Annotated in this window: 12 protein-coding genes and 1 pseudogene; 3 read left to right on the top strand and 10 right to left on the bottom strand. The window is 35.9% G+C overall.

From position 1 onward, the window contains the following. The first annotated feature begins 12 nt into the window (after positions 1–12). Positions 13–1,278, top strand: a complete 1,266-nt coding sequence (locus WKT09_RS02505) for a BaiN/RdsA family NAD(P)/FAD-dependent oxidoreductase (protein WP_340414517.1) — start codon at positions 13–15, stop codon at positions 1,276–1,278. Positions 1,279–1,382: 104 nt separating this feature from the next. Here WKT09_RS02505 and WKT09_RS02500 read toward each other — a convergent pair whose 3' ends face one another. Then, complete coding sequence (locus WKT09_RS02500) at positions 1,383–1,811, bottom strand: MaoC family dehydratase (protein WP_340414516.1); 429 nt, start codon at positions 1,809–1,811, stop codon at positions 1,383–1,385. Between the two features lie 132 nt (positions 1,812–1,943). Between WKT09_RS02500 and WKT09_RS02495 the strand changes: the two genes are divergently transcribed. Then, the gene (locus WKT09_RS02495) at positions 1,944–3,605 is read left to right on the top strand and encodes an ABC1 kinase family protein (RefSeq protein ID WP_340414515.1); all 1,662 of its coding nucleotides are present in this window, start codon (positions 1,944–1,946) and stop codon (positions 3,603–3,605) included. A 797-nt stretch (positions 3,606–4,402) separates the two neighbouring features. Here WKT09_RS02495 and WKT09_RS02490 read toward each other — a convergent pair. The 9 genes and pseudogenes from WKT09_RS02490 to WKT09_RS02450 all read right to left on the bottom strand — a co-directional run bounded on the left by WKT09_RS02490 (position 4,403) and on the right by WKT09_RS02450 (position 11,508). Then, positions 4,403–4,945 (bottom strand): T6SS immunity protein Tdi1 domain-containing protein, encoded by a 543-nt coding sequence (locus WKT09_RS02490; protein ID WP_340414514.1) that lies wholly within the window; start codon positions 4,943–4,945, stop codon positions 4,403–4,405. A 14-nt stretch (positions 4,946–4,959) separates the two neighbouring features. After that, a pseudogene (locus WKT09_RS02485) lies at positions 4,960–5,082 on the bottom strand (polymorphic toxin type 15 domain-containing protein); the annotation flags it as partial. Positions 5,083–6,046: 964 nt separating this feature from the next. After that, entirely contained in the window at positions 6,047–7,057 is a 1,011-nt protein-coding gene (locus tag WKT09_RS02480; RefSeq protein ID WP_340414513.1) for an SPFH domain-containing protein, read from the bottom strand. Positions 7,058–7,075: 18 nt separating this feature from the next. Then, positions 7,076–7,855: a TPM domain-containing protein gene (locus tag WKT09_RS02475; protein ID WP_340414512.1), complete on the bottom strand. Its 780-nt coding sequence runs from the start codon at positions 7,853–7,855 to the stop codon at positions 7,076–7,078. After that, positions 7,855–8,886, bottom strand: a complete 1,032-nt coding sequence (locus WKT09_RS02470) for a TFIIB-type zinc ribbon-containing protein (RefSeq protein ID WP_340414511.1) — start codon at positions 8,884–8,886, stop codon at positions 7,855–7,857. The genes WKT09_RS02475 and WKT09_RS02470 overlap by 1 nt, the downstream gene beginning before the upstream one ends. Before the next feature lie 66 nt (positions 8,887–8,952). Continuing rightward, complete coding sequence (locus WKT09_RS02465; protein WP_340414510.1) at positions 8,953–9,636, bottom strand: PspA/IM30 family protein; 684 nt, start codon at positions 9,634–9,636, stop codon at positions 8,953–8,955. A 302-nt stretch (positions 9,637–9,938) separates the two neighbouring features. After that, complete coding sequence (locus WKT09_RS02460) at positions 9,939–10,370, bottom strand: YrvL family regulatory protein (RefSeq protein ID WP_340414509.1); 432 nt, start codon at positions 10,368–10,370, stop codon at positions 9,939–9,941. A 19-nt stretch (positions 10,371–10,389) separates the two neighbouring features. Then, entirely contained in the window at positions 10,390–10,836 is a 447-nt protein-coding gene (locus WKT09_RS02455) for an ASCH domain-containing protein (protein WP_340414508.1), read from the bottom strand. 15 nt (positions 10,837–10,851) lie between these two features. After that, positions 10,852–11,508: a LiaF transmembrane domain-containing protein gene (locus WKT09_RS02450; RefSeq protein ID WP_340414507.1), complete on the bottom strand. Its 657-nt coding sequence runs from the start codon at positions 11,506–11,508 to the stop codon at positions 10,852–10,854. Between the two features lie 150 nt (positions 11,509–11,658). Here WKT09_RS02450 and serC point away from each other — a divergent pair, with 150 nt between their 5' ends. Next, entirely contained in the window at positions 11,659–12,756 is a 1,098-nt protein-coding gene (gene serC, locus WKT09_RS02445) for a 3-phosphoserine/phosphohydroxythreonine transaminase (RefSeq protein WP_340414506.1), read from the top strand. Positions 12,757–12,788: the final 32 nt, after the last annotated feature.

Genomic DNA, 12,788 nt, shown 5'->3' with positions numbered 1-12,788 from the left:
GATTTGGACATAGTGCAATATGATGTCACAGTAATTGGTGGCGGTCCATCTGGTTTAATGGCAGCCATTTCTGCTGCAGAAACTGGTGCAAATACATTATTATTAGAAAAAGGACAAAAGCTCGGAACAAAGCTAGCAATCTCGGGCGGTGGACGTTGTAATGTAACGAATCGCCTTCCAGAAGACGAGGTCATTCGTCATATTCCAGGCAATGGGAAATTCCTTTACAGTGCTTTTTCTATTTTTAACAATTATGATATTATCGATTTCTTTGAAAATTTAGGTGTCGGTTTAAAAGAAGAGGACCATGGTCGAATGTTTCCAAAATCAAATTCCGCTCAATCTGTCGTGCAAACATTAATTGACCGCCTTCATACATTAGGAGTGACAGTGAAATTAAACCATCCTGTTGAAGCAATCCATTATGACAAGGAAGCCCATACGGTCATTTTGCAAAACGGGAAAAACATAATGACAAAAGCGATCGTCATAGCGGTTGGAGGGAAATCTGTCCCACATACAGGATCAACCGGGGACGGATATGCTTGGGCAAAAAAGGCTGGCCATACGATCACAGAACTATATCCGACTGAAGTCGCTTTAACTTCAAAAGAAAAATTTATTCGCGACCGCACCTTACAAGGGCTGTCGCTTCGGGATGTAGCTGTTTCCGTTTTAAATAAAAAAGGTAAAGTGATTGTCACACATGAAATGGATATGGTGTTCACACATTTCGGTGTATCTGGACCTGCTATTTTACGTTGCTCTCAATTCGTTGTAAAAGAATTGATGAAAGGTGCCAAAAAAGTTACACTACAAATCGATTTACTCCCACATATCTATGAACATGCATTAACAGAAATGGTCCTATCAGCCGTACAACAAAATGCAAAAAAGTCATGTAAAAATATCTTTCGGGAAGTAACCAAGTTACCAGAACGAATGGTGACCTTTCTATTGGAACAGGTAGAAGTCGAGGAAACGACAAAATGTGGGAATATCCAAAAAGAAACATTGCTCCAGATGATTTCATTGCTTAAAAATTTTACTTTCGATGTACATGGTTCATTACCAATTGAAAAAGCATTCGTAACAGGTGGCGGAGTATCTACAAAGGAAATCGCCCCAAGTACAATGGGATCCAAATGGATGGAACGATTATTTTTCTGTGGGGAAATATTAGATATCCACGGGTATACAGGTGGATACAATATTACTTCTGCCCTCGTAACAGGAAGACTTGCTGGAATGAATGCTGCATATGAAGGATTAGCTTAAATAAAAATTACCATTCCTTTACTGGACTGGTAATTTTTAGGTTGAATTGTCAGAATTATTAACAAATTCAATCTAATTATCCACAGAAATGTGGATAATTATCGTTATACATCCTTTATTAGAGCTGTTAAGATGGCTGTTAACACTTTTTCATCATGCTGATTGTACGTCGTCATTTTACATGTAACGAGTCCACGGTTACCTTTTATAGCTTTTTTATCTGTTATTTTCACGATCACACGTAATATATCACCCGGATATACAGGTTTTTTGAAAATCACCTTGTCCATTTGACGCCCAGCAATGATTTCATCACCGTACGCTCCTACCTCTATCCATAGTTTAAATGAAATATTTAATGTATGAATTCCTGAAGCGATAATGCCACCAAATTCCGTTTCATTTGCACGGACCTCGTCTACATGCATATATTGTGGATCAAATTTACGTGAGAAGGCTTGAATTTCCTCTAACGTCATTTGATAAGATGCTGTTTCATAGCTTTTTCCAATTTCAAATTCAGAAAACTTCACTTTCATTACTCCTTTTTCATATAAACATACCCTTATCGTACTACATATGTAGGGAATAATCATCTTCTCCTTTTCATTCCACCTTCTTTCTCTTATAATGAATATAACGTATCGGCACAAAGGAGCGATGGCATGTTTCGTAGACGAATGAAGCATACACAACGATTTCAAGAAGTATTAAATACATTTTTAAAAAATGGTTTTAGCCACTTTTTATTTCGAATTGGTTTAACTGATCGAAAAAAATATTCCGAAACATCCGATATGAATTTACAAGATATCGGTAGTAAGTTACGTAATACATTACAACAATTAGGTCCAACTTTTATAAAGCTAGGACAAATTGCTAGTTCTAGAAATGACCTAATCCCGAAGGAAATTACAGATGAATTAGAAAAATTACAAGACGATGTATTTCCAATTCCATATGAAAAAATTGAAGCAACGATAGAAGAAGAATTACATGCTCCTATCCATGTATTGTTCGCACATTTTAATATAGAACCGCTAGCGACGGCTTCTATCGGACAAGTACATATTGCCACCCTACATACAGGGGAAGAAGTTGCTGTAAAAATTCAACGACCGAGCATTGAAACAACGATGCAAACCGATTTAGAAATTTTACGTGATTTCTCAAAGTTTTTAGAGGATCATTTTGCATGGGCTCGTGCCTACCAATTACGTGATATGGTTGATGAATTTGCATTTTCATTAAGCAATGAATTAGATTACATGCATGAGGGGCGTAATGCGGAAAAGATTGCTAAGCAACTAGCAGATAATGATGATGTACATATTCCAATCGTTTATTGGCAGTATACAACGAAAAAAGTACTCACGATGGAAATGATCCACGGAATAAAAGTAAACCATTATGAGGAATTAGAAGCACATGATTATGATAAACGAAAAATTGCAAAAACGATTACAAATGCAATGTTTGAGCAAATTTTTATCGACGGATTTTTTCATGGAGATCCACATCCAGGTAATATTTATATTTTACCGAGAAACCGTGTCGTCTTTTTAGATTTTGGTATGGTCGGCCAACTGACAGAAGAAATGCGCTACCATTTTACATCACTCGTCATAAATTTACAGTTAGGAAATGCAAAAGGAATCGTGAAGACATTTGGTAAATTAGGGATGATGACGGGCGAAACAGATCGGAGCTCCTTATTACGTGATCTAGAATATTTAATAGCGAAATATTATGATATGCCGATGAAGCAAATTAAACTTGGGGCGATCATTAAAGAGGTGTTCGATATTGCTTATGAATATGAACTACAATTACCGAATGAAATTTCTATTTTAGGAAAAACAATCATCACGATTGAAAAAATCATTTCGGGATTAGATCCCACTTTCAGTATCATGTCAGCCGTGGAGCCTTTTGGAAAACGGCTAATTCAAGAAAGAATGCAACCATCTTTTATTGCGAAAAAAACGTGGGAACAGCTAATTGATAATGCTGATATTTTATCTGAGCTACCACAAGATGTAAAAGATGTTACAACAACATTAAAAAAAGGCAAGCTCCGTTTTGATATCAATGTTTCTGACTTACCTTTTTTTATGCGACGACTTGATAAAATTAGTAATCGTCTCTCATTTAGTATTATTTTACTGTCATTCTGTATTTTAATGGTCGGCCTAATCGTTGGCGCAGCTATTTCAGGCCAGACAACCTTATTATGGCGTTTGCCAGTCATTGAAATCGGTTCTGTCATCGCCTTTTTACTATTTATACTCATACTATTTTCTATCTTCCGCTCTGGTCGAATGTAGCCCTCTTGATTCGTTATCGTTTGGGCATACGCCGGGTGAAAAGATTCAACACAAAGGCGGATATCCGAAAGTGGAACGCGATTTCTGCGGTCACTTGCGTAATTATTGCGGATATCCGCAAGTGGAACGCGATTTCTGCGGTCTCTTGCGGAATTGGCACATATATCCGCAAGTGGAGCACGATTTCTTCTATCTCTTGCGGAATTAGCACGGATATCCGCAAGTGGAACGTGATTTCCTCAATCTCTTGCGGAATTAGCACATATATCCGCAAGTGGAACGCGATTTCTTCTTACTCTTGCGGAATTAGCACGGATTTCCGCAAGTGAAACGAGATTTCTTCAATCTCTTGCGGAATTATTACATATATCCGCAAGTGGAACGCGATTTCTTCTATCTCTTGCGGAATTAGCACGTATATCCGCAAGTTGAGCGCGATTTCCACGAACTCTTGCGGAATTGTTTATAAATGTCAAAATAATTAGGAGACACGTCAATATTTAGGACACATTTAAGTTAGTTTTCTCGATAATGCTAAGATTTATAATTTGTAATTAATTTTTTTAATTGTGCGTCCTCTTCTGCTGTCATTTAGTTTCTTATTGAACATCTTTATACATTGTTAAAGTATCATTTATATCAATACTCTATGATGGTACTACCTTCATGAACTATGAATTTCAGTAAATCAATTTCCAATATAGTTCAAAGTTAAATTTCTAAATAAAAACAAAACACCTAATTCCTAATAAGGCAATCAAGTGCTTATAGTTAATTCTGTAACATACTCCCAAATATTACCGAATTGGTCCCATAAGTTCAGTAATAACTAGAATATGTTCCTTCAGTTTGACTTTTTTTAGATTTTCTACTTTTTCTTCTCCGCCTAAACCTAATAGTGGTGTATAGCCGAAGCACTCATCATAATCCAATTCACCATATTGTCTAAGGGCTTCGGGATACGGTTGCCAAGAAAAATCTTCATCTTTAAATTCCAGATCATTAATATTTTGAAAGAAAAATTCAAATGTAAACATAATTGTTTTTACCACACCATACCTGTAATTAAGTAATCTAACAAATCCATCTGACCAAATAACTAGATCACCCATTCCTGTAGCAAACAACACAACTGAATCCTTGTATCTTTGACTACTCTCCCCTAGAATCTCTTTAAATTCCTCTGGATTTACACTTTTAAAATACCCTTGCATAAATGTACCAAATCCATAATTACTCCATAAATCTATAATTTCATTTGGTACTAGTTGCTTATATTGTTCAATGATTTCACTCGAAACTTTATTATGCAATTTAAAATCTTTTAAGTATTTTTCCATTTATACTCCTCCTACTAATGTGTTAATTTCACATTCAAATAAGTATTTTTTAGTTGTTCTGGTGTCATACTTTTTGCTAATTTCTTGATTTGTTCATCAACAACATCAATCCTATACCGCCATTGACTACCTATTGATGAATCACCTTTAAATCTAAAAATCTCATTTCTCCGTATCCCTGCCTGCCCGATTCATCACCGTTTCCATCTGCTGCATAATTGCTCTGACATCTGTCTCATTTCCAGTACTAGTGAAACTACTTATGTCTTCTTCTAACTCTTCTGCTTCTTTGACTACCTTTTTCTTCCACTCATTTACGTCTGAGAAATCAGGTGATCTTGCGGTGGTAATATCGGATACTGATGGGATAATATCATGAATTTTTTCATCTTCACTTGGGTTGCTTGTCCAGAAAAGGATGACATTCCTTGGATTGTATCGATGCTTTTAATCACACTCTCCAATTGTGCCTGTATATCTGAAGATATTTGTTGAAGGTTATCGGCAAAAGCGTGGACCTCTATCATGTCTGCCTTTTTATTCCCTATTTCTATCACTCCATATCGTCGAATTATTTACGATTTTTTCGCTATTACATTAAGCAATAAAATATGTATGGAAATTAGCTTTGTCATGTTTGAGTTTACAGGCTATTATAAGATTGATTCCTGTTGAAAACAAGTCAATTAAAGACTTAAACGTTTTACAAAATTTTTCTGTTTTCTGTGGAGGTTTTTATCACAAAACTCTATTTTCGTAAAAAAAGCCTCTCCCACCAAAGTGAGAAAGGGTTTTGAATACGATAAAATAGAATTTACTTAGTGAGTGAAACGCGATTTCTTCTATCTCTTGCGGAATTATTACATATATCCGCAAGTGAAACGCGATTTCTTCTATCTCTTGCGGAATTATTACATATATCCGCAAGTGGAACGTGATTTCCTCAATCTCTTGCGGAATTAGCATATATATCCGCAAGTGGAACGTGATTTCCTCAATCTCTTGCGGAATTAGCATATATATCCGCAAGTTGAACGCGATTTCCACGAACACTTGCGGAATTAGCACAGATTTCCGCAAGTGAAACGCAAGGTCATTTCATTACACTAATTTTTGTCCACAATTACCACAGAAATTTGCGCCACCTGTTTTCGTTCCACAGTTCGGACAGAAATTCGGCGCAGCACTATCTCCAGATGATTGCTCCTGTTGTTGGCCACTGCCAGCCTGCTGTTGTTGCTGTTGTTTCGTTTCGCCTTTCGAACTGCCAGTATTCGTATGATCGATCATCTCTTTTGCAATGTTCATTCCCATCATCATACTAGCCATATCAGACGCCGTACCACCGCCTTGCATGTTTCCTGATGTCATTCCATCAACCATTTCTATCTGTTGATATTTGCCAACATCTCCAACCATACTATGGGAGGCTGATTTTTTAATTTTATCTGCAATTTCTTTCGGATAATTAAAGTCCATAATATGAAAACGAGTAACTGTTAAACCGTCTTCCATTAATTGCATATCTAAATCTTGTTGAATCCCGCGACCAATTTCCTCGGCATTTACTTGTAAATTAAACATATCCTTTCCTTCACGGCTAATCCACTTCATTAATAACGGGGATAAAGCAGAATTAATTCGTAAACGAACATCTTCCACGACATAATTACTGCGAACTCCAGCAATTTTATCAATTAAAGCAACATAATCATTTACTTTAAAATGAAATGTTCCATTCGCACGAATTGGCAAGCCCCCTGGTAAACCTTCAGCAGGAATCATAATCGGACTTTTCGTTCCCCATTTCACAGTAAATTCTTTCGTATTAACAAATAACACTTCCACACGCATACCAGAATTAAAACCAAATTTAAATCCTTTTAATGTCGATAAAAATGGAATAATATCAGAATCAATATTATAATCTCCTTCTTCTTCAAACACACCTTCGATTTTCCCTTGATGGAAGAAAATGGCATCCTGTCCAGGACGAATAATTAATTTTGATCCTTTTTTAATTTCATTATTTTGCCATTTCCAAAAAATCATATCTTCCCGAAATTCATCCCACTCTACAACATTCGCTAATTGTCCTCTAAAAAATCCCATTTCAACTTCCCCTCTCAACTAAAATTTCCCACTACTTCTACTTCTAGAAAAACCTCCACCTGTACGTCCTATGCTTCCACCAGAACTTCCACCACCACTTTTATTTTGCTTTGGCTTGCGACGTTTTGTCACGGTTGTACGGATATATCGATCACGTTTTCCTAAAATTTCCGAATTATTGGAATCATGATACGTCCCAGCATTTGTTGTCATGCGTGGATTCATTCTAAATAACATTCCCCCAACAACAACGCCACCTACAATAAGCGCTACAATAATCTGAACAGACGTTTTGTACATTGGATTATCCGGATTTACTCCAGGTTTAAATTGCATATATTTATCCGTAAGGTAGATAACATTCGTAAATGCCTCTATATAATTCCCGTTCGTTAAATCACTTGTAATTGTATCACGGATCATCGTCAGTCGATCTGTATCCAATTTCTCTTTCACATCACTATGGGCATCGATGACAATATCGCGTCCGCTCATGTCAATTCCTACTAAAACCGCTCTCCCATGTGCTTTATCATATCCAAGAGCTTTTTCATCATAAAAATCGTCCATATAATCTCCAATAAAAGTCGTATTATCCTCACGAGTAAAGAAAATAAAATCAATATGTAACTTTTCCCCGTACTCTGCTGCAATTGTTTCTAATTCTTCCATATGCAAATCAGATAATAAATTTGCCTCATCATATACATGAGTCGTTGCGGGATTTTCGGCAGCAACTGGTAGTGGTAGTAATGCAACTAGAAACAGAATAGTCAAGGACCATACAAATTTTTTCATTACCAAAACACCCCACTAATTGCAAAAGCGACCGATTTTATGACTGCAAATGCCCCTACAGAAATCCCACTAAACCAGTAGGCAACTTTTCGTTTAGATATTGGTGGTTTACCGACAACCTTTCCTGTTTGACCGTTCATTGCAAATGTATGTTGTTGTTTATCCAAATTATAATAAACCATCCAAACAGGAAATAGAGCATATTGTGCACGTAAATTTTTCGTATGAATATCTTCGTTTTTCGTCGTAATCGTCGCATACCCAGGCATCGTTGATTTCGTATACGTTTGAGCAAACTTTCTTACTCGCCCTTTCACACGCGGCAATAAATCCTTATCATCGTAATTGTATTTTTCCGCTAAATAACCTACTAAATAAGGTGTTTTAAACGTTTCTAGATCGTTATAATGATATGGTTCTAACTTATCCATAATGTCGTCCGCCATTTTTTCAGAAGCATCTGCTGGTACACGACTATAATATAAGTCAAGCTTTCGGTAAATATCGTAATATTTCGTTTCCGTATAAATATAATCACCTTTGGAATATGTTCGCACTTTCGTTCCAGTTCCACGAAATTCTACTTTACTATTTATATCGTAAATCCAAAATGGTACATACATGCCCGTAATATTTTCAATTCGATTTGCTGTCATAAACCCTCGTGGCGTTAAAATACCTTTTCTACACCATTTCACAAATGCTTCTTGTGCTTGTTGTTTATTTATTTTAAAAGGTATGACCTTTTTCGGTGCCAATTTTCCTGTTAATCGGTCCCCTAAAACGACAGCCGCCTCACAAAAACTACATGAAGTAGCTGTCGTATCTGCATCAGTTATCACAATCGCACCACAGTTTTCACAGTGATATTCTTTCACTTCCTCATCATCTGCAAATGCATGCTCAATATATGCGTCATCATATGTTTCGATATTCTCCTGATGTCCACAACTGCTACAGGACAAACTACCAGATTCCGTATCAAATGCCATATCATCGCCACAGTTCGGGCATTTATAATGTAATAACAAGAAAATCCCCCCCTTATATAAAAAGATCGTAACGAATCCGCTACGATCTTTTCTTTGTATACTCGATTATTCGTCTTTTTCTGCCATTTTAGCCTTTAATGCAGCGAGTTCATTCTCTACGTCATTATTAGTTTGGTCATATTTAGCTGTTAAATTTTCGACATCATTTGAATCGCCTTGATTCAATTCAGCCATTGCATTTGCCTCATCTAAAGATTGATTAATCTTTTGTTCTAGACGATCAAAATCTGAAATGGATGCATTGGCATTTTTCGCCGAAGCTCCAATTTCATTCATTCTCGCTTGTGTTTTTGCTACAGCTGCTTTTCCTTTTAACATCGCTCTTCTAGACTCTAACTCTTGTACATCATTTACTAATTTATCATGCATTTGACGCATTTGCGTAGTATTCGCCTGAGCAATTTCTGCTGTTTTCTGTAATTCAGCAAGCTTCGTTTCTACTTGTTGTTTTCTTTCTAAAAACTTACGTGCATCATCTTCATTCCCTGCTTCTAACGCCTTCATTGCGTAAGTTTCCATTTTATTTACTTCACTTTGGCATTCTTGCAATTCACGTTTCGCACGTTTTTCATCTGCCATAATGGTCGCTGTTTCTGACTTTACTTCACGCAAATCTTTATTTAAATTACGTAAATATTGATCGATCATTTTCTCCGGATCTTCCGCTTTATCTAATAATGCATTTATATTACTAGACATAATATCTTTAAATCGCTTTAAAATACTCATCATTCTACCTCCTATGTATATTCACACTTTATTACCCCATATTTTACCGTATATCAGATTAATAGGAAAGCGTTTTTATAAAAATTTTATATAAATTTTTCTTTACTAATTTTTAAGATGATCTCGGTACAACATTAAGTGGAAATGCCTCCATAAACCATCTACCTCGAAATAACATCCCTTGTGAAAATCCTGATATGAATACAATTAAAATAATGAATCTGCCACGTTCTTATACGATATGCGTTCTCCTAACTAAAAATAACCATGTAAAAAAGCATGAAAGTTATTTTTTCATAACTTCATGCTTTTCGATCTTCTTTTTTGTCTCCATCAGAACTAAATGCTTGGTCGATTAATGCTAAACAAACAGCTAAAATTAACTTTGCTTGAAAAGATAATGAAATCGAAGTCATAACGGAATCAACCATGACTAAGACTAAAAAGTTCCCAGCAAATGATGAAAGGAAAAACATCCCTATTTGTTGCCATTTTTTCTCGATATATCCATTTGAAAATGTTGCAAGACCTTCAAAAAATATATCTACTATAAAACCGATACATAAAAATGCAACGACAAATAATATTAAGGATGTATATGATTCATATTCGATGCCGATTAAATAAAATAATCCAGCAAACCCAAAGAAAAATAACCCTCCAACAAAGGCAATTGCTACTCCGATTAAAAATGTCAGAAGAAGAATCGTGATTAATTTTTCGGTAAAATTCATGAAGTGTACATCCTAACTTTTATTTCGCAATTAATTCAAATCTTTCGCATACGACGAGCATATCTTCTTGAAACGGTAACCCATATCCTTTTAATTCCTTTGTAAAAAAAGCTTCATGTTCCTTCCACCAATAGGCATAAGAACGGTCACCTTCTCCTTCATCATATGCAAATTGTTCTGTTACCTCATTCATTGGAGTAACAGTTACTTCCGTTAAACGAATAATAGCTTCTGGCTCATTTACACCGTTTAATATAATACTGTAATCCCCTACTTTTGGCAATGGTTCTTTCTCTAATTCATAAAATATATGCCCAGAACATGTTGCTGTTTTTATTCCGTCAACAACTAATTGTGCTAAATCATCAGCATCTACACCAAATTGCCATGCTGTAACATTTGTTGGTGCTACCTCTCCTTTTCCACTCCAATAATCCAACCAAAAATCTTTAGCTTTTTCATTCATCTTCTTATCCCCTAATTAATGTTTTACTTCAATGCCACCTAGCACAGCAACACCATTTATATACAATGTTTTGTTTTTCTCCATACCATATGTATTTGTTTTATTTTCCCAACCGCCTAAAATGGGTGTTCCTTTTATTTCTACCTGTACATCTTCAGGTACAATGATTTCAACCCCGCCTAGTATCGTTGTTACATTCAGAATGGCACCGTTTTCAGCAAGTTGTGCATGACGTAGATCTAGTTGGATACCACCTAAGACAGATAAAATAGAACCACCACTTAAATTTTCCGCTCCACTTTTCGATTCAATCCCTGAAAGAAATGTTGTTAAATGGATGTCATCCGCTTCATCTACTGCTTGCTTCCATTCCCGTCTAGAAAAAATGATCGACAATCCAAACATAATAAGCAACAACGGCCATAATATTTGCCATAGATTGAAGTCTATCCATATATTCATCAGCAATATTACTCCAGCGATGAGAAAAATAAGTGCTGAGATGATTGCCTGCATTCCATTTGTCCAAAGCTGAATTATTCCTACTAAAATAAAAAAGATTGGCCACCAATTTGCTAAAATACTCGTAAAATCAAAGAGGTCAAATTGTTGCAACAACAAACCAATTCCAAAAATCACGATTAGAATACCGACAAGTCTTTGGCCTGACAAATGGATCCCCTCCTAATATATTCTATCCTTATTATGAACGATAGGAGAAAGAAGCACAATATATTTTTGAAAAGTCTATCTATTCCAACTTAACAAACGAGTAAAACAAGAGTATAATATGAGTTATTATAATATAGGAAGTGAATAAAAGTGAATCATCCAAGTCGAAACGTATACAATTTTAACGCTGGCCCTTCAGCGCTACCAACAGCTGTTTTAGAAAAGGCCCAGCAAGAATTAACTAACTTCAATCAAAGTGGCATGTCAGTTATGGAGTTAAGTCACCGTAGCAAAACATATGAAGCAGTACATAATGAAGCAATTGATCGCTTAAAAAAATTATATGACATTCCAAATGATTATGAAGTTATTTTCGTACAAGGTGGAGCAAGTTTACAGTTCTCTATGATCCCAATGAACTTCTTAACGAAAGACACGAAAGCAGGCTATATCATGACAGGTTCATGGTCAGAAAAAGCGTTCAAAGAAACAGCATTATTTGGTACAGGATATAAAATTGCATCTTCCAAAGATGATGCATACCGTCATATTCCTACTGTCTCTGCTGAGGATGTAAATGAGGACGACGCATATGTGCATCTTACGACAAACAACACGATTTATGGAACACAATGGCAAGAATATCCTGATTTCGGAAATGTACCTGTCATTGCAGATATGTCGAGTGATATTATGTCCAAACCTATCGATGTAAGCAAATTCGATATGATTTATGCTGGTGCACAGAAAAACCTTGGTCCATCCGGTGTAACGGTCGTTATTATTAAAAAGTCATTACTAGAAAAAGCAAATGAACAAGTACCGACTATTTTAAAATACCAAACACATGTCGATAGCAACTCTCTTTACAATACACCGCCAACATTCGGGATTTATATGTTAGGCGAAGTATTAAAATGGATTGACATGCAAGGTGGCCTTGAAACTATCCAAAAAGTAAATAAAGAAAAAGCTACTTATATTTATGATGTAATCGATGAAAGCAATGGCTTTTATATCGGACATGCTGATAAAGCAAGTCGTTCACTCATGAATATTACGTTCCGTTTAAAAGATGAAGCATTAGAAAAACAATTTTTAGAAGAAGCTGCAGAAAAAGGATTTGTAGGTTTAAATGGTCACCGTTCTGTCGGTGGTTGTCGTGCCTCTACGTACAATGCAGTGCCAACAGAAGCTTGTCTTGCATTAAGCGAGTTTATGAAGGAATTCCAAGCGAAACATGCATAATAAAAAACTCCTCACCATCGTGGGGAGTTTTT

Source organism: Pseudogracilibacillus sp. ICA-222130, assembly GCF_037892545.1.
Taxonomy (GTDB): Bacteria; Bacillota; Bacilli; order Bacillales; family Amphibacillaceae; genus Pseudogracilibacillus.
Note: the sequence above shows the minus strand (reverse complement) of the source record. Positions and strands in the feature narration are given on the sequence as shown.

Excerpts from the sequence above, each read along its gene's own strand:
- WKT09_RS02460 (WP_340414509.1), bottom strand. The coding sequence starts at position 10,370 with ATGAATTTTACCGAAAAATTAATCACGATTCTTCTTCTGACATTTTTA.
- WKT09_RS02490 (WP_340414514.1), bottom strand. The coding sequence starts at position 4,945 with ATGGAAAAATACTTAAAAGATTTTAAATTGCATAATAAAGTTTCGAGT.
- WKT09_RS02455 (WP_340414508.1), bottom strand. The coding sequence starts at position 10,836 with ATGAATGAAAAAGCTAAAGATTTTTGGTTGGATTATTGGAGTGGAAAA.
- WKT09_RS02480 (WP_340414513.1), bottom strand. The coding sequence starts at position 7,057 with ATGGGATTTTTTAGAGGACAATTAGCGAATGTTGTAGAGTGGGATGAA.
- WKT09_RS02475 (WP_340414512.1), bottom strand. The coding sequence starts at position 7,855 with ATGAAAAAATTTGTATGGTCCTTGACTATTCTGTTTCTAGTTGCATTA.
- WKT09_RS02495 (WP_340414515.1), top strand. The coding sequence starts at position 1,944 with ATGTTTCGTAGACGAATGAAGCATACACAACGATTTCAAGAAGTATTA.
- WKT09_RS02465 (WP_340414510.1), bottom strand. The coding sequence starts at position 9,636 with ATGAGTATTTTAAAGCGATTTAAAGATATTATGTCTAGTAATATAAAT.